The 23,024-nt window shown below is 55.8% G+C and carries 25 protein-coding genes and 1 tRNA gene; 21 read left to right on the plus strand and 5 right to left on the minus strand.

Annotation, left to right across the window (positions count from 1 at the left end):
• Nucleotides 1–97: 97 nt before the first annotated feature.
• The 3 genes from QMX84_RS04160 to QMX84_RS04170 are packed head-to-tail and all read right to left on the minus strand — an operon-like array spanning nt 98 to nt 3,644.
• Entirely contained in the window at nt 98–676 is a 579-nt protein-coding gene (locus QMX84_RS04160; RefSeq protein ID WP_262126513.1) for a cob(I)yrinic acid a,c-diamide adenosyltransferase, read from the minus strand.
• A gap of 2 nt (nt 677–678) precedes the next feature.
• Nucleotides 679–2,715, minus strand: a complete 2,037-nt coding sequence (locus QMX84_RS04165) for an ATP-binding protein (RefSeq protein WP_282363246.1) — start codon at nt 2,713–2,715, stop codon at nt 679–681.
• A gap of 47 nt (nt 2,716–2,762) precedes the next feature.
• Nucleotides 2,763–3,644, minus strand: a complete 882-nt coding sequence (locus QMX84_RS04170) for a putative 2-dehydropantoate 2-reductase (RefSeq protein WP_262126515.1) — start codon at nt 3,642–3,644, stop codon at nt 2,763–2,765.
• Nucleotides 3,645–3,820: 176 nt separating this feature from the next.
• Between QMX84_RS04170 and QMX84_RS04175 the strand changes: the two genes are divergently transcribed.
• Both QMX84_RS04175 and QMX84_RS04180 read left to right on the plus strand, forming a co-directional pair.
• Nucleotides 3,821–4,306, plus strand: coding sequence for a YajQ family cyclic di-GMP-binding protein (locus tag QMX84_RS04175; protein ID WP_123749920.1), 486 nt, complete (start codon nt 3,821–3,823; stop codon nt 4,304–4,306).
• Nucleotides 4,307–4,517: 211 nt separating this feature from the next.
• Entirely contained in the window at nt 4,518–5,360 is an 843-nt protein-coding gene (locus QMX84_RS04180; protein ID WP_153338262.1) for a mechanosensitive ion channel family protein, read from the plus strand.
• Between the two features lie 263 nt (nt 5,361–5,623).
• Here QMX84_RS04180 and QMX84_RS04185 read toward each other — a convergent pair whose 3' ends face one another.
• Nucleotides 5,624–6,904, minus strand: a complete 1,281-nt coding sequence (locus QMX84_RS04185; RefSeq protein ID WP_262126516.1) for an OprD family porin — start codon at nt 6,902–6,904, stop codon at nt 5,624–5,626.
• A 789-nt stretch (nt 6,905–7,693) separates the two neighbouring features.
• On the opposite strand from QMX84_RS04185, the gene QMX84_RS04190 reads away from it, so the two are divergent.
• Both QMX84_RS04190 and QMX84_RS04195 read left to right on the plus strand, forming a co-directional pair.
• Nucleotides 7,694–8,125 (plus strand): HIT domain-containing protein, encoded by a 432-nt coding sequence (locus tag QMX84_RS04190; protein WP_262126517.1) that lies wholly within the window; start codon nt 7,694–7,696, stop codon nt 8,123–8,125.
• Complete coding sequence (locus QMX84_RS04195; RefSeq protein ID WP_048370570.1) at nt 8,122–8,328, plus strand: SlyX family protein; 207 nt, start codon at nt 8,122–8,124, stop codon at nt 8,326–8,328. The genes QMX84_RS04190 and QMX84_RS04195 overlap by 4 nt, the downstream gene beginning before the upstream one ends.
• Before the next feature lie 66 nt (nt 8,329–8,394).
• Here QMX84_RS04195 and QMX84_RS04200 read toward each other — a convergent pair whose 3' ends face one another.
• Nucleotides 8,395–8,997 carry a cold-shock protein gene (locus QMX84_RS04200; protein ID WP_282363247.1) on the minus strand — a complete coding sequence of 201 codons (603 nt, stop codon included), beginning with the start codon at nt 8,995–8,997 and terminating at the stop codon, nt 8,395–8,397.
• Between the two features lie 822 nt (nt 8,998–9,819).
• Here QMX84_RS04200 and QMX84_RS04205 point away from each other — a divergent pair.
• The 17 genes from QMX84_RS04205 (at nt 9,820) to QMX84_RS04285 (ending at nt 22,974) form a co-directional block, all read left to right on the plus strand.
• On the plus strand, nt 9,820–10,182 hold the full coding sequence (locus tag QMX84_RS04205) for a ribbon-helix-helix domain-containing protein (RefSeq protein WP_123749924.1): 363 nt from the start codon (nt 9,820–9,822) through the stop codon (nt 10,180–10,182).
• A 178-nt stretch (nt 10,183–10,360) separates the two neighbouring features.
• Complete coding sequence (locus tag QMX84_RS04210; RefSeq protein WP_048370564.1) at nt 10,361–10,582, plus strand: zinc ribbon domain-containing protein; 222 nt, start codon at nt 10,361–10,363, stop codon at nt 10,580–10,582.
• A 109-nt stretch (nt 10,583–10,691) separates the two neighbouring features.
• Nucleotides 10,692–12,467 (plus strand): aspartate--tRNA ligase, encoded by a 1,776-nt coding sequence (aspS, locus tag QMX84_RS04215; protein ID WP_048370563.1) that lies wholly within the window; start codon nt 10,692–10,694, stop codon nt 12,465–12,467.
• Between the two features lie 119 nt (nt 12,468–12,586).
• The gene (locus tag QMX84_RS04220) at nt 12,587–13,333 is read left to right on the plus strand and encodes a YebC/PmpR family DNA-binding transcriptional regulator (protein WP_282363248.1); all 747 of its coding nucleotides are present in this window, start codon (nt 12,587–12,589) and stop codon (nt 13,331–13,333) included.
• 128 nt (nt 13,334–13,461) lie between these two features.
• Nucleotides 13,462–13,986, plus strand: a complete 525-nt coding sequence (gene ruvC / locus QMX84_RS04225) for a crossover junction endodeoxyribonuclease RuvC (RefSeq protein ID WP_048390750.1) — start codon at nt 13,462–13,464, stop codon at nt 13,984–13,986.
• A 110-nt stretch (nt 13,987–14,096) separates the two neighbouring features.
• Nucleotides 14,097–14,705, plus strand: a complete 609-nt coding sequence (ruvA, locus tag QMX84_RS04230; RefSeq protein WP_048370816.1) for a Holliday junction branch migration protein RuvA — start codon at nt 14,097–14,099, stop codon at nt 14,703–14,705.
• On the plus strand, nt 14,706–15,764 hold the full coding sequence (gene ruvB, locus QMX84_RS04235) for a Holliday junction branch migration DNA helicase RuvB (RefSeq protein ID WP_262126519.1): 1,059 nt from the start codon (nt 14,706–14,708) through the stop codon (nt 15,762–15,764).
• 138 nt (nt 15,765–15,902) lie between these two features.
• A complete protein-coding gene (ybgC, locus tag QMX84_RS04240) occupies nt 15,903–16,370 on the plus strand; it encodes a tol-pal system-associated acyl-CoA thioesterase (RefSeq protein WP_123749928.1) in 468 nt (155 codons plus the stop codon).
• Nucleotides 16,360–17,055, plus strand: coding sequence for a protein TolQ (gene tolQ / locus QMX84_RS04245; protein WP_048370552.1), 696 nt, complete (start codon nt 16,360–16,362; stop codon nt 17,053–17,055). Before ybgC ends, tolQ begins: the two co-directional genes overlap by 11 nt.
• 23 nt (nt 17,056–17,078) lie before the next feature.
• Complete coding sequence (gene tolR, locus QMX84_RS04250; RefSeq protein WP_162207691.1) at nt 17,079–17,531, plus strand: protein TolR; 453 nt, start codon at nt 17,079–17,081, stop codon at nt 17,529–17,531.
• Entirely contained in the window at nt 17,531–18,646 is a 1,116-nt protein-coding gene (gene tolA / locus QMX84_RS04255) for a cell envelope integrity protein TolA (protein ID WP_048390755.1), read from the plus strand. The genes tolR and tolA overlap by 1 nt, the downstream gene beginning before the upstream one ends.
• A 38-nt stretch (nt 18,647–18,684) precedes the next feature.
• The gene (gene tolB, locus QMX84_RS04260) at nt 18,685–19,944 is read left to right on the plus strand and encodes a Tol-Pal system beta propeller repeat protein TolB (protein WP_194286902.1); all 1,260 of its coding nucleotides are present in this window, start codon (nt 18,685–18,687) and stop codon (nt 19,942–19,944) included.
• Between the two features lie 55 nt (nt 19,945–19,999).
• Complete coding sequence (gene pal, locus QMX84_RS04265; protein WP_048370547.1) at nt 20,000–20,500, plus strand: peptidoglycan-associated lipoprotein Pal; 501 nt, start codon at nt 20,000–20,002, stop codon at nt 20,498–20,500.
• A 6-nt stretch (nt 20,501–20,506) separates the two neighbouring features.
• On the plus strand, nt 20,507–21,319 hold the full coding sequence (ybgF, locus tag QMX84_RS04270) for a tol-pal system protein YbgF (protein WP_282363249.1): 813 nt from the start codon (nt 20,507–20,509) through the stop codon (nt 21,317–21,319).
• 163 nt (nt 21,320–21,482) lie between these two features.
• A complete protein-coding gene (queE, locus tag QMX84_RS04275) occupies nt 21,483–22,130 on the plus strand; it encodes a 7-carboxy-7-deazaguanine synthase QueE (RefSeq protein WP_153334977.1) in 648 nt (215 codons plus the stop codon).
• Between the two features lies 1 nt (nt 22,131).
• Nucleotides 22,132–22,824: a 7-cyano-7-deazaguanine synthase QueC gene (gene queC, locus QMX84_RS04280; protein WP_262126521.1), complete on the plus strand. Its 693-nt coding sequence runs from the start codon at nt 22,132–22,134 to the stop codon at nt 22,822–22,824.
• 74 nt (nt 22,825–22,898) lie between these two features.
• Nucleotides 22,899–22,974: transfer RNA gene (locus QMX84_RS04285), tRNA-Lys, on the plus strand.
• The last annotated feature ends 50 nt before the right edge of the window (nt 22,975–23,024 follow it).

Raw genomic sequence — 23,024 nt, forward strand, 5'->3', positions numbered from 1 at the left:
GCCGAGGCACGAAGGCTGCGATCGGTTGCGAAGCAGCCGTAAAAAGCTCGCAGCCTTCGTACCTCGGCAGCGACTACACAATGAGGGCGCACGTGCCTCAGGATGGCTTGGCCGCCGCCTGCCACAAGATCTCGGCTATCCCCTGGCGTTTGGCAATCAAACGCGCGGCCACGAACAGCAGGTCTGACAGCCGGTTGATGTACGCCAGACCCACCCCCGCCAATGGCTCCAGTGCATTGAGTTGCTGGCAGCGGCGTTCGGCGCTGCGGGCCAGGCTGCGGCAGATGTGGGCCTGGGCGATCAAGGTGGAACCGCCGGGCAGAATGAAGTTTTCCAGCGGCCCCAACTCTTCATTCCAGCGGTCAATCGCCGCCTCTAAACGCTCGACTTCAGCGATGTTGAGCGCCTGATACACCGGCATGGCCAGTTCGCCACCCAAGTCGAACAGTCGGTGCTGACAAGGTTCAAGCACTTCTATCACCTCATTTAGCCCCGAACACTCGACGCTGTGGGTGCTGAGCCCGGCCAGCAGCAGGCCCAACTGACTGTTGAGCGTGTCGACTTCGCCGATGGCTTCTACCCGCGGGTGATCCTTGGGCACACGTCGACCGTCGCCAAGGCCTGTTTCGCCTTGGTCGCCGGTGCGGGTGTAGATTTTAGATAAGCGAAAACCCATGTTTACAGCTCCACGGTGGTTGATTCGTGAGAAGGCAGCAGGTTGCCCGCCAGTGGCAGGCGTAGGGTAAAGCAGGTGCCTTGGCCTAATGTGGAGTGCACTTCCATCTGTCCTTTGTGGTTGTTGGTGACAATAAAGTACGAAACGGACAGGCCCAGCCCGGTGCCTTGGCCGACTTCCTTGGTGGTGAAAAACGGCTCGAAGATGCGTTTACGCACCTGTTCGGGCATGCCGACGCCGTTGTCTTCCACCTGGATCTCCGCCCAGGGCGGGTTGAGTTTGGTGCGTAAAATGATGCGTCCGGGTTCGGTGTTGACGGGGCGCTGATGAATGGCCTGGGCTGCGTTTTTCAGCAGGTTGAGCAGCACTTGCTCCAGCTCGTTGGGGATGCCGGGCACGGGGCCCAGCTCAGGGTCGAACTGGCGAACAATGTCGTGGCCCCTGAAGTCGAAACCCAGGGCGAGGTCAAAGTCATTGCTGGCAATGTCCACCGCCTGATCAATCAACGCCGATAAATCGCACGGGCTCATTTGCCGGTTGCTGCGGCGGCTGAAGCTGAGCATGTGGGTGACGATTTTTGCCGCGCGGGCGCCAGCCTGCTGTATGCCGTCGAGCAACTGCGGCACTTCGCGGGCCTGCAAGTAGTGGCTGATTGCATCCAGGGTAATGCCGGTCTGTTCGGCGACTTCCAGGTTTTTCGGCAGGTCACTGGACAGGCGTCGGCGAATGTTTTGCACGTTGTGCAGAATCGCCCCCAAAGGGTTGTTGATTTCGTGGGCCATGCCGGCCGCGAGCCCGCCCACCGAGAGCATTTTTTCCGACTGCACCATCATGTCTTCGAGTGACAAGCGCTGGGTTATGTCGTCGATCCGGATCACCACACCGCGTCCGCTGTTGCCGGTCAGCGGGTAAAAGGTCAGGGCATAGTGGCGGACTTCGTCGTTTTGCTCCCAGGTCACCCGTTCGATCTTGGCTACGCGATGGGTTTCGATGGTGTCTTTAAGCTGCGGCAAAAAGGGTTTGAGCGGTTCGAAGGCAAGGTAGATCGGCTGGTTCATGGCCTCGTCCAGTTTAGTTCCGGACAGGGCGCTGGCTTCCTGGTTCCACTGGGTGACGTAGAGCTGGTCGTCCAGCGCAATCAGGGCTGAGGGCATCGAGTCGATGATGTTGTTGAGGTAGTTCTGGAAACCCGTCAGTTTTTTCTCGATTTTGCTACGAACCTGTACTTCGAGCTCCAGCTTGCGGTTGGTGTGGCGGGTTTCTTCGGCCAGGGTCTGGGCCTGGTCGTAGGCTGCTTGTGCCTCGTCGCGAGCGCGTTTGAGCTCTTGTTCGCGCGCTTCGATACGCGACAGCATGGTGTTGAACGCTTCAGCCAGGCTGCCGATTTCATCGTGATTGCCCGGTGCTGCGCGCAAGGCGTAGTTTTCTTCGCGGGTGACCTGGCGCGAGAGTTCTTCAAGGCGATGGATGGGGTGAGTGATCAGCCGTTTGATCTGCCGTGAAACCACCAGCCACAGCAATATGCTGAAGATCAAAATCCCCAGGCTCGCGGTGAGTGTACCGGTGTAAAACGCGGCGGGTAATTCGCTGCTGGCGATCAGCAACAAGTGCCCTGCGGGTTTGTCCCCGTTGTGCAAGCGCGTGATCAGGTGGCTGCGCAGCTCGGTCAGGCTCCAGGCTTCAAGCTGGCGGTAATGCTCGGGCAGTGACAGGTGCTCGCCATGTTGCAGTTGCGCCAGCAACTGCCCTGAGCTGTCGTAAATGGCCGCCGCGCGCAGGGGCGCGTAGCTGCCTATTTCATCGAGCAGCGCATCAGCCTGTTGCGCTGAGTCCAGAGACTCAAGGATCAGATTGGGGTTGGACGCCAGCCGACCCAGCGTTTGCAAGGCTTGCGGGGCGGTGCTTTCGTGTGAAATCCAGTACGCGGCGGTGATAAAGGTCAAGTTGGCCACCACCAGTACGGTCGCCAGCAGGACGAGGAGGGCGGCCAGCAACTTCTGGCCGACCGGAAGGTTTTCGAGGCGCTGGCGCAAGGGCATCGCAATGACCGCATAAAGAAGAACGAAGTCGCAGGGTAGCGCGGGCCTCAGTTGCAGGGCAATCCGCGCTGCTTCAGGTGGTCGATCAGTCGCTGATGCAGGGCGTGTAAATGCGGCACGGCAACCTGCCGCTGGCGTGCCGCTTCGCAGGCGTAACCCAGCAAGTAGCTGATTTCGGTGCGTCGAGCTTGGGCGACATCCTGGTGCATTGAAGAATAGTTGTTGGCCGTGGCCTGGATCACTCGATGCACCTCGGTATTCAAGTTGTCTGCCGCCTCGGTCTGGTCGCAGCGCTTAAGCAAGGCAGCCAACTCGTCACACAGGGTGTCGACCTCGGCGCGGTGCGCCTGCAGGCCGCCATTTCGGCAGTTGTACAGCACCGTCAGCGGGTTGATCGCACAGTTCAGCGCCAGCTTTCGCCACAAGCGGCTGAGAATCATCGGGCTCCATTCGTGGGCGATGTGGCTGCGTTGCAGATCTTCGAGCCAGTGCGGTGCTTCGCCCTGGCGGGTATCGCCCAGCCAGGTGTGGCCTGCTCCGGCAAACACCACGCGCCAGTCGCTCTCGCGAAATGCGCCTTCCGTGCTGGAGGCGAAAATGCAGCGTACATGAGGCACGCTGGCCGCCACCGCTTGTTGGCTACCCAGGCCATTTTGCAGCAGCACCACATCGGCTCCGGGTTTTAGCCGGTGGGCAATCTGCGCGATGGCGCGTTCGGCGTCATACGCCTTGCAGGTGAGCAGCAAACGCTCAATCGGCTCGTCTGCCTCAGGTAACTGAGCGGTGACGGGCAGCAGGTGGGTTTGCTCGCCTTCAACTAGAGTTAAGCCGTGGGCGGCTTCGTAGGCGTGCAGGCGCGCTGCGTTGCGCAAGATCAACGTAACCGGCAAACCCGCTCTCGCCAGCCGGGCGGCCCACAGTGTGCCCATGCTGCCAGCACCCAGAATGTGCCAGCGAGTAGGGGCTGATCCGCAGTTAAAAGGTGGCATGTGTGCTCGCAAGTGAATGACGTGGAAGAACCGCTATAATGCCCGCGCATTTTAACTGTCAGGTCAGGCGCGCTCCATCTGTGTTGTGCGCGCCCTTTAAAGAGTGGAGAAATTACATGCCGTCGTTCGACGTGGTATCCGAACTGGACAAACACGAAGTCACCAACGCAGTCGAGAACGCCGTCAAGGAGCTGGACCGTCGTTATGACCTCAAAGGTAAAGGCAGCTTTGAGTTCAAAGAAAAAGACCTCGCGGTGAATCTGACCGCTGAGGCGGATTTTCAGCTCGAAGCCATGATTGAGATCCTCAAGCTGGCATTGGTCAAGCGCAAAATCGACGTGCAGTGCCTTGAAGTCAAGGATGCCTACGCCTCGGGCAAGCTGATGAAGCAAGAAGCGGTGCTTAAGGAAGGCATTGATAAAGAGCTGGCGAAAAAGATCGTTGCTCACGTCAAAGAGGCCAAGTTGAAGGTGCAGGCAGCCATTCAGGGCGAGCAGGTTCGTATCACCGGCAAGAAGCGTGATGACCTGCAAGAAGCCATTGCTGCCCTGCGTGCGAAGACGTTTGACATGCCGCTGCAGTTCAATAACTTCCGCGACTGATCACTGCCAGGGAACCTGTGGCGATCATCGACGTCCGATTTTCCTGGGCGCGGCTTAAACGATTGAGCGTGAGCGTTCAATCGTTTGGGTCTGTACGACATGTCTTCAAGTGACGCGCAGGTGCGGCACCGGCCTGTGGCATCACTGAACATGGACACATTGGGTACAGAACCTGAATAACGTCACCGGAAATCGGTATTAGGAGAGATAAATGGATCTGAACGCTGAATTTGATCACTTGATCAAGACCTCGCAGGCCTGGATTCCAATGATCATGGAATACGGCAGCCGTGTGCTGCTGGCGCTGGTCACCCTGGCGATAGGGTGGTGGCTGATTAACCGCTTGACCGCCAAGCTGGGGCAGTTGCTGGCGTTGCGCAAAGCTGACCTGGCGCTGCAAGGCTTTATCAGCAGCCTGGTCAACATCATTCTCAAGGTGCTGCTGGTCGTTAGCGTTGCCTCGATGATTGGTATCCAGACAACCTCATTTGTGGCCGCTATCGGTGCCGCCGGTCTGGCCATTGGCCTGGCGCTGCAAGGCAGTCTCGCCAACTTTGCAGGCGGGGTACTGATTTTGCTGTTCCGCCCGTTCAAGATCGGTGACTGGATCGAAGCGCAAAGCGTGAGCGGGACCGTCGACAGCATTCAAATCTTCCACACAGTGCTGCGCACCAGTGACAACAAAACCGTTATCGTGCCCAACGGCAACCTGTCCAACGGTATCATCACCAACTACAACCGCCAGCCGACACGCAAGGTGGTGTTTGATGTGGGTGTCGATTACGAGGCAGATTTGCAGAAGGTGCGTGAGGTCTTGCTGGCCCTGGCTGATGACCCTCGGGTGCTGAAAGAGCCTGCGCCAGCCGTGGTTGTGACCGCTTTGGGTGACAGTGCAATCACAATGTCGCTGCGTGTATGGGTCGATACGCCCAACTACTGGGATGTCTTGTTCATGTTTAACGAACATGCCCGCGACCGCTTAAAAGCGCAGGGTGTTGATATTCCGTTTCCGCAACGTGTCGTTCGCGTTGTGCAGGAAGTGTCTGCGGGCTAATTGTTAAGTCGATAGCCAGCTATTTAATAGGCACAAAAATAATTAAAGGGACTTCGGTCCCTTTAATTGTTTGTGGAGTGTGTAAGACATATCTGATGGTGGACCCGGAAGTCAGTTTTGAGTGAGTGATAATTGCTTGCATTTATGCTTGTTAGTTAGCTTCCTATATATAAGCTTAATCCGCAGGCAATAAAAAACCCCGCACCTGAACAGGTGCGGGGTTTTACTGAACAATGCGGGTAATGACTGCCCGAAGGCGGTTATTACAAGATGTTCAGTGGGTATTCAACGATGATACGAACGTCGTTGTTGTCAGTGTTGCCGCTGTCTGCGTGGTAGTTACCGTTGTTGCGGTAAACAGCGCTACGCAGGCGGAAGGACAGGTCTTTGGCCGGGCCTTCTTGCATCACGTATTTGCTCTCGAAGTTGAACTCGTGTTCTTTACCTTCGCCAGTGTCGGTGCTGATGTTGTCACCGGTGATGTAACGAGCCATGAAGCTCAGGCCTGGTACGCCATAGGTGGCCATGTTCAGGTCGTAGCGAGCCTGCCACGAGCGCTCGTCTCTGCCGTTAAAGTCGGAGTATTGCACGGAGTTGGCGAGGAAAATGGTGCCGCCGCCGTCTACGCCGTAGTAGTAGCCGCTGTCACCGGTGGAGCGCTGGTGAGCCAGGGTGAACTTGTGAGCGCCGATGCTGTAGGCCGCTGCCAAGCTCCAGATTTTGTTGTCAACGTTGCCTGCCAGTTCCTTGCCTTGGCTCGATGTTCTGTAGCCGTTGAAGTCGAAGTTCAGGGCTTGAGAATCATCGATCGGGAACGTGTAGTTCAGGTTGATGTACTGCTTCTTGAAGTAGTCATCAACGTCCGACGCTGCCAGGCCGCCGACGAAATTGTCGGTGAACTGATAGGTTGCGCCGGCGATGTTGGCCGCTGGCAGGTGCAGGCTGTCATGGTACATGCCGGTCTGCGAGCTGATGGCGGTGAAGCGACCTGCGCTCAGTTCCAGGCCTTTGATTTCGTGGGAAGTAATCAAAGTACCGGTCGCCACTTCAGGCAGCAAACGGCTGTCATCGGTAGAGAAAACCGGGCTTGCAACGAACTGGTTGCCGTACTTCAGGACGGTGTCGGACAGGCGGAATTTGATAGCGCCGCCGGCCTTGGATTGAGTGTCTTCTGGCGAACCGTCGCTCTTGGAAGCGAACAGGCCGTTGCCTTGACGACCAGCACCGCCGTCCAGGCGCAAGGTGCCCATGGCGAATGCATCAACACCGACACCGATGGTGCCTTGGGTGAAGCCCGAGGAGTAGTTGAGCAGTTCGCTCAGGCCCCAATCTTCACGGTAACCGCTTTTGTAACCGCCACCTGGCTTGGCAATGTTGCCAGCGCCGTTTTTGAAGTCACGGTTCATGTACAACATGCGAGTTTTGGAAGTCAGCGTGCTGTCTTCAATAAAACCTTTGGAATCGTCCTGGGACGAAGCCATTGCGAACTGTGTAGTTCCGGCTGAAACAGCCAGGGCGATCATGCTCCACTTCATCACGCGCATCGTGATTTGCTCCTTTGGTTTTAGGAAGAGTACTGCCGTCCCACCTGAATTATTATCTGGGCGGCTCTTTCTTTTTGTGTCGGCGCAAACTTATATCACGCCGACCCTATTGGCTATACTTGCCTTCAAAAGCTTTCAGCTTCTTTACAGCTAAGTCACGAAATACACTCTACATGTCGCTCTTTGGCAGCTATGTGTCGTGCCTCGCAGGTTGCTCAAGCTGTTTTTCTGAACGAGACAGCCAAATAGCCTGCTGACCCTTATTCAAGCTCCCCTTTTTTGACGGCTCAACTTTTTTGTTATTTATCGTCGGGTCGCAGCTCCCCTGCCGCGCCCCAGTCGACCTGTACCGTGTATATGCAACAAGCATGCTCAAGTCAGGTTTTGAGCATGAAAAAAAATTATCTGGCATTTGGCGGGCTGACAGGCCCGGTTTAGCGAGGTTGAGCCGATCGCTGGCTCGCGTTGAAGGGCGCGTTGCATGCAGCCGGAGGCGGCGTTTGAGCCCCAAAGATGTGCAAAATGTTACCGCTTCACCCCGGTGTGGGTAGCAGGTGACGTTTAGGTGCACTAAAACCACTCGGTCTGTGCCGTTTTGGTGCATGAGAGTCTGGAGAATGCTTGGGTCAGGGACAGCGCCCGTCGGCCATCGGCTTGAGTCCCGGGACGAGGGCGGTGTGATGCTGAAGGCAATCAAGGGTATCCTGCACATCTGACGCTCGCAGGGCAGGCGGGTCTGGCCCGGCCTTGAGTGGAGCTTAATTTATTTGTTAAACAGGAGAGCACCCCGTGTTCATTTTGGATACACGCCTTCAAGAGGATACCTGGCTGATTGGGGATTTCCCTTTGTGCCGCTTGTTGCTTTCCAATGACTCAAATTACCCCTGGTTCATTTTGGTGCCGCGCCGCGAGGGTATCAGTGAGCTGTTTCAATTAGATGACGCTGATCAGCCATTGATGTGGGCTGAAACCACAGCGCTGGCTGGCGTGCTTAAAGAGCTTTTCACAGCTGACAAGATGAACGTGGCCACATTGGGCAACGTGGTCAGCCAGTTACACATGCATGTGATTGCCCGGTACGCGTCGGATGCGGCCTGGCCAGGTCCGGTATGGGGCAAGCACCCTGCCAAACCTTACAGTGAGGCTGATGTGCAGGTGATCAAGGGCAAGCTTAAAGCGGTCCTGGGTGCTGATTTCACGTTTGTGGAGGGTAAGCAGTGAGCCTTGAAGAGCGAGTGATGGATCTGGAGAGTCGCCTGGCTTTTCAGGACGACACCATTCAGGCATTGAATGATGTGCTGGTGTCGCAGCAAAACGCGGTTGATCGACTGCAACTGCAGATAGCCGCCTTGCTCAAGCGCCAGGAAGAAATGGGCGGGCAATTCGAGTCGTTTGAGGACGAGGCGCCGCCACCGCACTACTGAGTGCTCAGCAGGCATAAAAAAACCGCGAAGCAGCCAGGCTGCTCGCGGTTTTTTTTCAGGCTGAAATCAGCGGCGCGGTAACGCTGCGATCACATCTTCAGCTTGCAGGCCTTTGTCACGGTTCATCACCGAGAACTCAACACGTTGCCCTTCCACCAACACGCGGTGGCCTTCGCCACGGATGGCGCGGAAGTGGACAAAAATGTCATCGCCGGAATCTCGGGAAATAAAACCGAAACCCTTGGAGGTGTTGAACCACTTTACAGTGCCTGTATCGCGGTTGGTCATGTCGTAGGTTTGTGCATTGGACGAAGGTGACGATTTGTAGAAGCTCACGATCAGGTGCAGGGCTACAGCAATCACGGCAGGTACCAGGCTGATCAGGATCGCTGGTTGGTCGCCGATCGGCAGCAGCAGGCCGAACAGGGTGAGGGTTTGCAGGACAACAGAGAGCACCAATAAGGCGCTGACCAGGTTTTGCAGTTGATGGCGTGGGCCTTTATTCCAGTAAGGAATGACTGGCGCCAGTGCCAGGTTAAGCAGGCCAAGAAAAGCCAGGTAAAGAGCATCAGCGTGTTGGAGGTAAGGGACAGCGTCGGATTGCAGGCTAGGAATGAAGGACAGCAGCAAAGCAGCTGCGCCCGTTAGTAGGTGAACGATTTTCAACATTTCAATTAACTCACGTTAAGACGGATCGCAAGGAAGAGCTGATAGCGCGCGGTTCGCTTCTGAAAAAAATGGAGGCGCTGGACACGCACGTGATATCAGCCTATGCACCGTCGCCAGAGGCTTGGCGAAGGCGACACGCCGCCTATTTAACAGCAAAGCTTGGGCCTTCTCAAATTAAGCGTATTGAGATGTCGAGCGCAGTGTTCGAGCGAGAAGGCCCGAAAAATGCGTACTTATGGCGAAGGCCTTGTTCTAGAGCGCTGTAGTCCACTTCGTTGTGTCGTGTTGGAACGTGTCCAACTTAAAGTTGGAGGCAAATATCCGAGAGCCAATGACCGTTGGTCGTTTTTTTTTGTTGATCGATAAGTATTGAGTATGGCTTATGCCGTGTAGGTTATCTGTAATAAGTGTGTGCGTTGTTAATGGGTTGTTATTAATGAGTGGGTTAAGTTCCTATAAAAGATTACGTAGGGGTGTCTGGTTGCGTTTTTTAACTATCGGTGAGTCGAAGTGATAGTTGGCATGCATCGTCGTTGTGCTGTTCTTTTATGTCGTGAAGTCAAAGTGTCTGAACGTGTGGGTATGCAAGATTGCGAGGGTGCTGTGTGTGTTCGCTTGACTGGGGGGCTGCGGCGTAGAGGCTTGATTTTAGATGCGTTCAGTAAGGGTGGGGGCTGATTCAGGGTGGTTGCCGAGAGTGCTCCTACAGAGATGCGGGTTAAGTCTGCTGGATAAGAAGTTTTGCATAATGTTTTATGAAGGTGTGTTCATGTTGAATCGCTATTAATTATTTCTTAGGCGTTGTGATGGAGACTTTTATATATGGGGCGTTTAATACGGCAAGCAGGTGGTGGTGGGCGCTTATTGCAGAGAGCTAGAATTGATCCGGTGATTCTGGACTTTGGTATGGGCTCGGCTCAGCCACTGTCGAAGTCTGTCAGGTTAAATGGTTTTGCGACCTGCTTGCGACTAGAAGAGATTTACTGGGAAGTGCTGTCAGATATTTCTCAGTGTAACCATTGCTCAATCAATGCATTGCTGTCGTATATCGATAGAGAGATTCATTTGCGTCACGGTGGCGTGAAGAATTTCAGCGGCCTGATTCGAGTGGTTTGTGTGATGCACCTGATGAAGGGTGGTCGCTCTGCCCGGGGAGTGCTGCCAGAACAGATATGGGTAGGGTGATGTGCGGTGTTGGGCGTCATTAAGTGTTCAGTGGCTTGCAATCTTTCTATATTCAGGCTTTCTTTGAGGTGTTAAGGCTGCTCATGCGGCTGCATTGGCTCGATTTACCAGATATAATCTCGCGCTTTGCTGTGTGGCCCCTGACGGGTTGCCGCTAACGGATTGTCGAGACACGCCAATGCCCATGTACGATTACCAATGTGCTTCCTGTGGTCATCAGCTGGAAGCCATCCAAAAGATCAGTGACTCGCCACTGGTTGATTGTCCTGCCTGCCAGGCGCCTGAGCTGAAGAAACTGCTGTCCATGCCTGGCTTTCGCCTAAGCGGAACAGGCTGGTATGAAACAGACTTCAAGACGGGCGCGAAAAAGAATCTGGCAGGCGGCGACAAGTCCGACTGAGGTTGAGCGAAAGCCCTCTGAACACAAGCGGGATCTTGCAGTCACACCAGCACCGACGGTGCGCAAGACCTCCACCGAATGACGAATTACGAGAAGTGAAACCACTACCATGATGCGCAGCCATTATTGCGGCCAATTGAACGAAAGCCTGGAAGGCCAGGAAATTACCCTTTGCGGATGGGTTCATCGTCGCCGTGACCACGGTGGGGTGATTTTCCTCGATATCCGTGATCGTGATGGTCTGGCGCAGGTTGTGTTCGATCCGGATCGTGCTGAGACCTTCGCTGCTGCCGACCGCGTGCGCAGCGAGTACGTTGTCAAGGTGACCGGCAAGGTTCGCCTGCGTCCGGCCGGTGCTGTGAACGCCAACATGGCCTCGGGCATGATCGAAGTGCTGGGTTACGAGCTGGAAGTCCTGAACGAAGCTGAGACTCCGCCGTTCCCATTGAACGAATTCTCTGACGTTGGCGAGGAAACCCGCCTGCGTTATCGCTTTATCGACCTGCGTCGCCCAGAGATGCTCGACAAGCTGCGTCTGCGTTCGCGCATGACCACCAGCATTCGTCGCTACCTGGACGAAAACGGCTTCCTGGACGTTGAAACACCAATCCTGACCCGTGCCACCCCTGAAGGTGCGCGTGACTACCTGGTGCCAAGCCGTACCCACGCCGGTTCTTTCTTCGCCTTGCCGCAGTCGCCGCAACTGTTCAAACAGCTGCTGATGGTGGCCGGTTTCGACCGTTACTATCAGATCGCCAAGTGCTTCCGTGACGAAGACCTGCGTGCCGACCGTCAGCCTGAGTTCACTCAGATCGACATCGAGACCAGCTTCCTCGACGAAAAAGACATCATGGGCCTGACCGAAGGCATGATCCGCAACCTGTTCAAGGAAGTGCTGGATCTGGAGTTCGGTGAATTCCCGCACATGACCTTCGAAGAAGCCATGCGTCGCTACGGTTCCGACAAGCCAGACCTGCGTAACCCGCTGGAACTGGTTGACGTTGCCGACCAGCTCAAAGAAGTGGACTTCAAGGTGTTCAGCGGCCCGGCCAACGACCCTAAATGCCGTATTGCCGCCTTGCGTGTGCCGGGTGCTGCGAGCATGCCGCGCAAGCAGATCGACGACTACACCAAGTTCGTTGGCATCTACGGTGCCAAAGGCCTGGCGTACATCAAGGTCAACGAGCGCGCTAAAGGTGTTGAAGGTCTGCAATCGCCGATCGTTAAAAACATCCCTGAAGCTAACCTCAATGTGATCCTGGATCGCGTTGGCGCAGTCGATGGCGACATTGTGTTCTTCGGTGCCGACAAGGCCAAGATCGTCAGCGAAGCGCTGGGCGCACTGCGGATCAAGGTCGGTAACGACCTGAACCTGCTGACCTGCGAGTGGGCGCCAATGTGGGTTGTCGACTTCCCGATGTTCGAAGAGAACGACGACGGCAGCTTCAGCGCCTTGCACCACCCGTTTACCGCGCCAAAATGCTCGCCAGAAGAGCTGGAAGCCAACCCGGCTACCGCTCTGTCCCGCGCATACGACATGGTGTTGAACGGCACTGAGCTGGGTGGCGGTTCGATCCGTATCCATCGTAAAGAAATGCAGCAAGCGGTGTTCCGCCTGTTGGGCATTGATGAAGCAGAGCAAGAAGAGAAGTTCGGCTTCCTGCTCGACGCTCTGAAGTACGGCGCACCGCCGCACGGTGGCTTGGCATTCGGTCTTGACCGTCTGGTGATGCTGATGACTGGTGCTCAGTCGATTCGTGAAGTGATTGCCTTCCCGAAAACCCAGAGCGCTGCCTGTGTCATGACTCAGGCGCCAGGTCTGGTAGATGCCAAAGCGTTGCGCGAGCTGCACATTCGTTTGCGCGAACAGCCTAAGGCGGAGTAAGTCTGACCTTCAAAGGCGCATCTTCGGATGCGCCTTTGTCATTGGGTCGAGCATTTTTATTGCGGGGCCATGGCATGTGCTGAGGCCGGCAAGGTTTCATCAAGGATTCGGAGTGGGTTATGGCAGGTCATTCTAAGTGGGCGAACATCAAGCACCGCAAAGAGCGTCAGGATGCCAAAAAAGGCAAGATTTTCACCAAGTGGATTCGTGAACTGACCGTTGCTGCCCGTCAGGGCGGTGGCGATCCTGCTACGAACCCGCGTCTGCGACTGGCGCTGGACAAGGCGCTGGGCGCGAACATGAGCCGCGACATCATTGATCGGGCGATTGCGCGGGGGGCTGGCGCAGCTGACACCGACGATATGGTCGAGCTGAGCTACGAAGGCTACGGCCCGGGTGGCGTGGCGGTGATGGTCGAATGCATGACCGACAACCGTAACCGTACCGCGGCAGCGGTGCGTCATGCGTTCAGCAAGTGCGGTGGCAACTTGGGCACGGATGGCTCGGTGGCCTATCTGTTTGAGCGCAAGGGGCAGATTTCCTTTGCGGCGGGCGTTGATGAAGATGCCTTGATGGAAGCTGCGATGGAGGCCGATGCCGATGATGTGGTGACCAACAGCGATGGCTCCATCGATGTCTTCACCTCGTTTTCGGGCTTTTATGCGGTTCGCAACGCCCTTGAGGCGGCGGGTTTTGCCCCGGCTGACGCAGAAATCGTGATGCTGCCTACCACCAGTGCCGAGCTGGATCTGGAAGGCGCTGAAAAAGTGCTTAAGCTGATCGACATGCTCGAAGACCTGGATGACGTGCAAAACGTCTACTCCAACGCTGAAATCCCGGATGCGGTGCTGGAACAGCTCGCCTGACCTGAACCCGTCTAACAGAGGCCGGAGGTGCAACGTCGCGATGATCGCGGCGCTGTGCACCTCCGGCTTCTGCCTTTAAGCTGTCCGGGTATGTGCCGGTGGGCGTCACTTCACAAGCTGCAGGCGTTATGACTCTTATTCTTGGTATTGACCCGGGTTCGCGAATCACCGGCTACGGCGTAGTGCAAGACACTGGGCGTGGCTGTGTGTACGTGGCCTCGGGGTGTATTCGTACGGGCGGCGGCGAACTGCATGAACGTTTGCAGATCGTCTATCGCGGGGTGCGTGAGGTTATTCAGACCTACGGCCCGGTCACCATGGGCATTGAAAAAGTCTTTATGGCCCGCAATGCCGACTCGGCCTTGAAGCTGGGCCAGGCCAGAGGGGCTGCAATTGTCGCGGGCGCCGAAGAAAGCCTGGAGATTGCCGAATATTCTGCAACACAAATCAAGCAGGCCGTAGCGGGGACGGGCGGGGCGAATAAAGAGCAGGTGATGATGATGGTCATGCACTTGCTCAAGCTCACCACCAAGCCACAGATCGATGCTTCTGATGCGCTGGCGATTGCTTTGTGCCATGCGCATACCCGTTCCAGCCTGTTGCCTCATGGTTTGGGGGCGGCGCGCCGCCGTGGCGGGCGTTTGCGTCTCTGAAAAGGGCCTTTTAGCCTGATTAAACTTGCTAACAGGGCTGCACCTGCAATGATGCGGCTCTGTTGTTCTACTTGTCAGCCATTGATCTGGCCAGAGAAAAGGATCTGAACGTGATTGGACGCTTGCGTGGCACTCTGGCTGAAAAACAGCCGCCGCACTTGATTCTCGATGTAAACGGCTTGGGCTATGAGGTCGAAGTACCCATGACCACGCTGTATCGTTTGCCTTCTATTGGTGAGCCGCTGACCCTGCACACGCACTTGGTGGTTCGCGAAGACGCGCAGTTGCTCTATGGTTTCAGTGGTAAGCGTGAGCGTGACTTCTTTCGTGAGCTGATCCGCCTGAATGGCGTCGGTCCCAAGCTCGCGCTGGCCTTGATGTCCAGTTTGGAAGTTGATGAGCTGGTGCGTTGCGTGCAGGCTCAGGACACCTCGGCCTTGACCAAGGTGCCGGGGGTCGGCAAAAAAACAGCCGAACGGTTACTGGTTGAACTCAAGGATCGCTTTAAGGCCTGGGAGCAAGTGCCGAGCATGTTTGCGTTGGTGCCTAACCAGCCGGATGCACCAGTACCGGTGGCCAGTGCCGAGAGTGATGCGGTCAGCGCTTTGATCTCGCTGGGGTATAAACCTCAGGAGGCGAGCAAGGCGGTGTCAGCCATCAAAGACAAAACGTTGAGCAGTGAAGACATGATTCGCCGTGCCCTTAAGGGAATGATTTAAGTGATTGAAGCTGATCGTTTGATAACCGCCTCGAGTGGGCGCGACCGGGAAGACGTGCAGGATCGTGCGATCCGCCCTTTGAGCCTGGGGGATTACATTGGTCAGCCAGCTGTGCGTGAGCAGATGGAGCTGTTTATTCAAGCGGCTCGCGGGCGCGCAGAATCGCTGGACCACACGCTGATCTTTGGCCCGCCCGGTTTGGGCAAAACCACGTTGGCCAACATCATTGCCCAGGAAATGGGCGTGTCGATCAAGAGCACCTCGGGCCCTGTACTTGAACGGCCCGGTGATCTTGCGGCATTGCTGACCAATCTTGAGCCCCACGACGTGCTGTTTATCGATGAAATTCATCGACTGTCGCCGATTGTGGAAGAGGTCTTGTACCCGGCCATGGAAGACTTCCAGCTCGACATCATGATCGGTGAAGGGCCGGCTGCGCGCTCGATCAAACTGGATTTGCCGCCCTTTACCCTGGTGGGCGCGACGACCCGTGCCGGGATGCTGACCAACCCATTGCGCGATCGTTTCGGGATTGTTCAGCGGCTAGAGTTCTATAGTACGGATGACCTGGCAACGATCGTCAGCCGTTCGGCCAGCATTTTTGGTTTGCCGCTTGATCCGGAAGGCGCCTATGAAATCGCTCGTCGGGCGCGGGGTACGCCGCGTATCGCCAATCGTCTGCTGCGCCGGGTGCGTGATTTTGCCGAAGTGCGCGCCAAGGGGCACATCACCAAGGCGGTAGCAGATCTGGCGCTAAACCTGCTGGACGTGGATGAACATGGTTTCGATCATCAGGACCGGCGTTTGCTGCTGACCATGATCGAGAAGTTCGATGGAGGGCCGGTGGGTATCGATAACCTTGCCGCCGCCATCAGCGAGGAGCGTCACACCATTGAGGATGTGCTGGAGCCGTACCTGATTCAGCAGGGCTACATCATGCGTACGCCTCGGGGTCGAGTGGTGACGCGACATGCTTATTTACACTTTGGCTTGAACATTCCGTCACGACTGGGTGAAACCCCCGCTGTGGATGGTTTTTTGAGCGCTGTGGATGATTAATCAAGCGATCTGCAACTGATTTTTTTGCGCTTTTTGCTGTCTCAAGGGCTGGCGCTAAAAAACTTGGGTATTAAAGTCTAAGAAGCGTAAAAAACAGTGGTTTGGCGGATTGGCAACCTGAGGAGTAAGCACTAGAGTATGCGCGCGCAAAACAGGCTTGAGCCGTTCGCACATCGCTGTCGCGTTTATTACGAAGACACCGATGCGGGTGGCGTCGTGTATTACGTAAATTATCTTAAGTTTATGGAGCGGGCTCGAACCGAAAGGCTGCGGGAGCTGGGCTTTGCCCAATCCGAGCTGGCAGGCGAGAACCTGTTATTTGTCGTGCATTCCAGCGAGGCGCGTTACCACGCACCGGCGCGACTGGACGACGAACTGTTGATAAGCGCTCAAGTAACAGAACTCAACCGTGCCAGCCTGCGTTTCAAGCAGCAGGTCTGGCGGGCTGCGGATACAACCTTGCTCTGTGAAGGGCAGTTTTTGGTGGCCTGTGTGCGCGCCGATAGTTTTAAACCCCGGGCCATTCCCGAAGCTTTACGTACGGCCTTTGCCGACGTAAGCGGCGCGGGTAAACATTTAGAGCAGGAGATAAAGCGTGGAAGCTAACGTCGTCGACCATTCCTCCATGTGGAGTTTGGTCAGCAATGCCAGCATTGTGGTGCAGTTGGTAATGTTGACCTTGCTGGCTGCATCGGTTACCTCGTGGATTATGATTTTTCAGCGCAGCACCATGCTGCGTGCCGGTCGACGTGCCCTGGACAGCTTTGAGGAGCGTTTCTGGTCGGGCATCGATTTGTCAAAACTGTATCGTCAGGCGGGCAGCAACCCGGACCCTGATTCTGGCGTTGAACAAATCTTCCGCGCCGGTTTCAAAGAGTTCTCGCGTTTGCGTCAACAGCCGGGCGTTGACCCGGAAGCCGTCATGGAAGGCGTTGCGCGTGCCATGCGTGTAGCGATTTCGCGCGAAGAAGAAAAGCTGGAGCAAAGCCTGCCATTTCTGGCAACCGTTGGTTCGGTCAGCCCGTACATCGGTCTGTTCGGTACCGTGTGGGGCATCATGAACTCCTTCCGCGGTCTGGCGACTGCCCAGCAAGCGACCCTGGCGACCGTTGCACCGGGTATTGCTGAAGCATTGGTTGCAACCGCGATTGGTCTGTTTGCTGCCATCCCGGCTGTTATTGCTTACAACCGCTTTGCTGCACGTAGCGAAACGCTGATCAGCCGCTACTACACCTTCGCCGATGAATTCCAGGCGATCCTGCACCGTAAAGTGCACACCAGCGAAGAATAAGCAGGTAATTCCCAATGGCTTTAATCGCTCGAGCTCGCAAGAAGCGCAAGCCGGTTGCCGAAATGAACGTAGTGCCATACATCGACGTGATGCTGGTGCTGCTGGTGATTTTCATGGTGACCGCACCGATGCTCAACCAGGGTGTGAAAGTTGATTTGCCCAAGGTCTCCAGTGAGGCCTTGCCGCAAGACAACAACACTCAGGTTCTGACAATTTCGATCAAGGCTGACAAGACCTATTACTGGAACCTTGGCAGTGAAGTTGACACCGATAAACAAATGGACAAGGCGATGACCTTGCCTCAGATGACTGACGCGGTGACCAAGATCATTCGCGCGGGCAACGAGGGCGGCAAGCAGACCCAAGTCTTTATTCGCGGTGACAAAACCGTGGATTACGGCGCTGTAATGGGTGCCATGGGTGGCCTGCAAAAAGCTGGGGTCGGTAACGTTGGCTTGATTACCGAGGCTCCCTGATGCGCGACCAGCGGGAGCCGTCCGCCTCTGAAAATTATTTTTGGCCTACCGTCTGGGCTGTAGGGCTGCACGTCCTGATTTTCGGCATGCTGTTCGCCAGCTTTGCCATGACGCCAGAATTGCCGCCCGCAAAACCCATTGTTCAAGCTACTTTGTATCAACTGAAGTCAAAAAGTCAGGCGACGACTCAAACCAATCAGAAGATTGCGGGTGAGGCAAAAAAATCGGCTGCGCGTCAGACTGAAGTCGAGCAGATGGAACAGAAGAAGGTTGAGCAGGAAGCTGTAAAAGCCGCGGAACAAAAGAAACAAGAGGTTGCCGAGAAGGCAGCTGAAGCGAAGAAAGCAGACGAAGCCAAAAAAGCGGATGAGGCCAAGAAGGCGGACGAGGCTAAAAAAGCCGACGAAGCCAAGAAAGCCGATGACGCGAAGAAAGCCGACGATGCCAAAAAGGCAGCGGACGCTAAAAAGGCTGAAGAGAAAAAGCTGGCTGATATCGCTAAAAAGAAAGCAGACGACGAGGCTAAAAAAGCCGCTGAAGAAGAGGCCAAGAAACAGGCCGCTGAAGACGCGAAGAAGAAAGCCGCTGAGGATGCCAAGAAAAAAGCGGCTGAGGACGCCAAGAAAAAGGCTGCCGCAGACGATGCCAAGAAGAAAGCTGCTGAAGATGCCAAGAAGAAAGCCACTGCTGAAGCTGCCAAGAAAAAGGCTGTAGAAGCAGCGCGTAAATCTGCCGAAGAGAAAAAGGCCCAGGCCTTGGCGGATTTGCTTTCTGATACGCCGCAACGCCAGCAAGCGTTGGCAGACGAGCAGGGTGATGAGGTCGCCGGTAACTTTGATGACCTGATTCGCTCTCGCGCTGCAGAAGGTTGGGCGCGTCCACCTTCGGCCCGTAAGAACATGAAGGTTGTGCTGCAAATTGGCATGTTGCCAGATGGCACGGTGACGTCAGTGACGGTTGCCAAGTCCAGTGGTGATGGTCCGTTTGACAGTTCGGCTGTGGCAGCGGTCAAAAACATTGGCCGTTTAACGGAAATGCAAGGCTTGAAGCCTAGCGATTTTAATCCTTACCGATCATTCAAGATGACATTCACACCTGAGGATCTAGCCTTGTGATTAAATTTTTTCGAGGACTGCTCGTCATCGTCTGCTGCATGGCAGGGATGGCTGTAGCTGAAGAAAAGAACATCCTGGTTACCAGCGGTAGCGACCGGGCAACACCTATTGCAGTTGTGCCATTCGGCTGGCAGGGCGGTACCGTCCTGCCTGACGACATCGCTGAAATTGTGGGTAACGACCTGCGTAACTCGGGTTACTACTCACCGATTCCAAAGCAGAACATGATCAGCCAGCCGACCCAGGCCAGCGAAGTCATCTTCCGTGACTGGAAGGCGCTGGGCGCACAGTACGTGATGGTCGGCAATATCGTGCCAGCGGGCGGTCGCCTGCAGGTGCAATATGCCTTGTTCAACGTGTCGACCGAGCAGCCGGTGTTGACCGGCAGCGTGTCGGGCACCACTGAGCAACTGCGCGACATGGCGCACTATATTTCTGACCAGTCGTTTGAAAAACTGACCGGCATCAGAGGTGCATTTTCAACCCGTCTGCTCTACGTGACGGCCGAGCGTGCCAGTGTCAACAACACTCGCTACACCCTGCAGCGCTCCGACTACGATGGCGCGCGTGCGGTGACCCTGCTGCAATCGCGCGAGCCGATCCTGTCGCCACGCTTTGCACCGGATGGCAAGCGCATCGCTTATGTATCTTTCGAGCAGAAACGTCCGCGCATCTTCGTTCAGAACATCGATACCGGCCACCGTGAGCAAGTCACCAACTTTGAAGGCCTGAACGGTGCGCCAGCCTGGTCGCCAGATGGTTCGAAGCTGGCGTTTGTACTGTCTAAAGACGGCAACCCGGACATCTACGTGATGAACATGGCCTCGCGCCAGATCACCCGCGTGACCAACGGTCCTGGCATCAACACCGAGCCGTTCTGGGGCAAAGATGGTTCGACCATCTACTTCACGTCTGACCGTGGCGGCAAGCCACAAGTCTACAAAACCACGATCGGTAGTGGTGCAGCGCAGCGCGTGACCTTTATCGGTAACTACAACGCCAACCCTAAGCTGTCGGCGGATGAAAAGACCTTGGTCATGATTCACCGTCAGGACGGATTTACCAATTTCCGTGTTGCGGCTCAAGATTTGGAAAGAGGAAGTGTAAAAATCCTCACAGATACTAACCTTGATGAGTCAGCTACTGTTGCGCCCAACGGCACCATGGTAATCTACGCCACCCGCCAGCAGGGCCGGGGAGTCTTGATGCTCGTGTCCATCAATGGACGCGTAAGGCTCCCTCTTCCTACCGCTCAAGGCGAAGTCAGAGAACCTTCCTGGTCCCCTTACCTGAACTGACGTGGTGATAGATTCAAGTTGCACATAACACTTGGGGTTCATTAGGAGTTTTACGATGGAAATGCTGAAGTTTGGTAAATTCGCTGCGCTGGCACTGGCCATGGCTGTAGCTGTAGGTTGCTCGTCCAAAGGCGGCGACAATGCCGGTGAAGGCGCTGCTGTTGATCCAAACGCTGGTTACGGCGCAAACACAGGCGCTGTTGATGGCTCCCTGAGCGAAGAAGCTGCTCTGCGTGCCATTACTGTTTTCTACTTCGAATATGATTCTTCGGACCTGAAACCAGAAGCAATGCGCGCTCTGGACGTTCACGCTAAAGACCTGAAAGCTAGCGGCGCTCGCGTCGTTCTGGAAGGTAACACTGACGCCCGTGGTACTCGTGAGTACAACATGGCACTGGGCGAGCGTCGTGCGAAAGCCGTTCAACGCTACCTGGTACTGCAAGGTGTTTCTCCAGCACAACTGGAGCTGGTGTCCTACGGTAAAGAGCGTCCAGTTGCTACTGGCAACGACGAACAGTCGTGGGCTCAGAACCGTCGCGTCGAACTGCGTAAGTAATTCGTCATGCGAACGTGCCGCCGTGCTGTAACTATTCTGACTCTCAGCCTCATGCCGCTAGCGGCATGGGCTGCGGTTCCTGTGGTCGATGACAACTCTGGCAATAGCGGGGGGAGTTATCCATCACCGGGTTATGGTGCGAGCGGCGCCTATGCCGGGGGAGGGGTTTCGACCCCTGTCTCGGCACAGGGCGAGCTGTTCAACCAGTTGCAACAAATGCAGGATCAGATCTCACGCCAACAGGGTGTGATCGAAGTTTTGCAAAATGATATTTCACGCATGAAGCAAGAAAGCCTGGAGCGATACCAGGAACTTGATCGGCGTATTGGTACGGGCGCTCCTGCAGCTGCCGCACCTGATAATTCTGCTGCCGGTGGTGCTGCCGCCGCCGGTAATACCGCAGCGCCTGCACTTCAGGCTGCTGCCAGCTCGGAACCGGGTGATCCAGCGAAAGAAAAGCTCTACTACGATGCTGCTTTCGACTTGATCAAAGCCAAGGATTTCGACAAAGCCAGTCAGGCCTTTGCGGCCTTTCTGCGCAAATACCCAAACAGCCAATACGCGGGCAATGCTCAGTACTGGTTGGGTGAAGTGAGCTTGGCCAAAGGCGACCTGCAAGGTGCTGGTCAGGCCTTCGCCAAAGTGAGCCAGCTATATCCCAAGCACGCCAAAGTGCCGGATTCGCTCTACAAGCTGGCTGACGTAGAGCGCCGTCTGGGCCATACCGACAAAGTAAAAGGCATCTTGCAACAGGTTGTTGCACAGTATCCTGGCACGTCGGCGGCACAGTTGGCCCAGCGCGATTTGCAGCGCATGTAAGCCATACGAAGCTTTCATCGAGAAACCCGCGCTTGTCGCGGGTTTTTTCGTTAGAATCCACGCCCTTTTATGAAATACGCTCTTCTGAGTCCTGCGAGTGCAGATTCTTTAGAGTGCCTGACGGAGGCGGACAGCCTGTTTAGCTGTTACGCCCGTGGCGGATATGCAAGACACATTGAGAATTACCGAAGTTTTTTACTCTTTGCAGGGTGAAACGCGAACGGCTGGCCTGCCCACCGTTTTTGTACGTCTAACGGGCTGCCCATTGCGCTGCCAGTATTGCGACAGTGCCTACGCCTTCAGTGGCGGCACCGTGCGCTCCCTCGACAGCATTCTTGAGCAAGTGGCCGATTTTCGTCCGCGCTACGTGTGCGTGACGGGTGGCGAGCCCTTGGCGCAGCCTAATGCCATTCCATTGCTTAAACAGCTTTGCGACGCGGGTTACGACGTCTCTATCGAGACCAGTGGTGCGCTGGATATTTCGGCTGTCGACCCACGCGTCAGTCGTGTGCTCGATCTGAAAACGCCAGGCTCTAAAGAGTCCCATCGCAACCTCTACGAAAACATCGCGTTGTTGACGCCGCATGACCAGGTCAAGTTCGTGATCTGCTCGCGCGAGGACTACGACTGGGCAGTGTCCAAGCTGATTGAATACGGCTTGGAGCGACGCGCCGGTGAAGTGCTGTTTTCGCCGAGTCATCACGACCTGCCGGCCCGAGATCTGGCCGACTGGATTGTCGCGGACAACTTGCCTGTGCGTTTGCAAATGCAACTGCATAAATATCTTTGGAATGACGAGCCGGGGCGCTGAAATGACTGAACACACTGCTGTCACTGAAAAAAGAGCGGTAATTTTGCTGTCCGGCGGCCTCGACTCGGCCACCGTCGTGGCCATGGCGCGCGCTGAAGGTTACCGCTGCTACACCATGAGCTTTGATTACGGCCAGCGCCATCGTGCCGAGCTCGACGCCGCAGCACGTGTTGCCCGCGACCTGGGCGCGGTTGAGCACAAAGTCATTGGCTTGAACCTGGACGGTATTGGCGGCTCAGCCCTGACCGACAGCTCTATTGATGTACCCGAAGCACCCAGTGAAGGTATCCCGGTAACCTACGTGCCGGCTCGTAACACCGTATTCCTGTCACTGGCCTTGGGCTGGGCAGAAGTGCTGCAGGCGCGGGACATCTTCATTGGCGTCAATGCCGTGGACTATTCCGGCTACCCGGACTGCCGTCCGGAGTTCGTAGAAGCCTTTGAAGTCATGGCCAACCTGGCGACAAAGGCCGGTGTAGAGGGGCAGGGCTTTCGCATCAAAGCGCCACTGCAAAACATGAGCAAGGCGCAGATCGTCCAGGCGGGAATCAAACTGGGCGTGGATTATTCACTCACCGTATCCTGCTACCAGGCCGACGCCCAAGGCCAAGCCTGCGGCAAATGCGACAGCTGCCGCCTGCGTGCAGAAGGCTTTCAAGCGGCCGGTGTTTCGGACCCAACACGTTACTTTTAATTTATTTCACATTTATTTTTAACAAGGTGTTGAATTCTCGTTAAAAATCAGTATTATACGCACCACAACGAAGCGGGTCGTTAGCTCAGTTGGTAGAGCAGTTGGCTTTTAACCAATTGGTCGTAGGTTCGAATCCCACACGACCCACCATATGCAACATCAAAACAGCCGGTACGCACCTCAGGGTCTACCGGCTTTTT

It is taken from the genome of Pseudomonas sp. PS01297 (assembly GCF_029959305.1).
GTDB classification, from domain to species: Bacteria; Pseudomonadota; Gammaproteobacteria; order Pseudomonadales; family Pseudomonadaceae; genus Aquipseudomonas; species Aquipseudomonas helleri.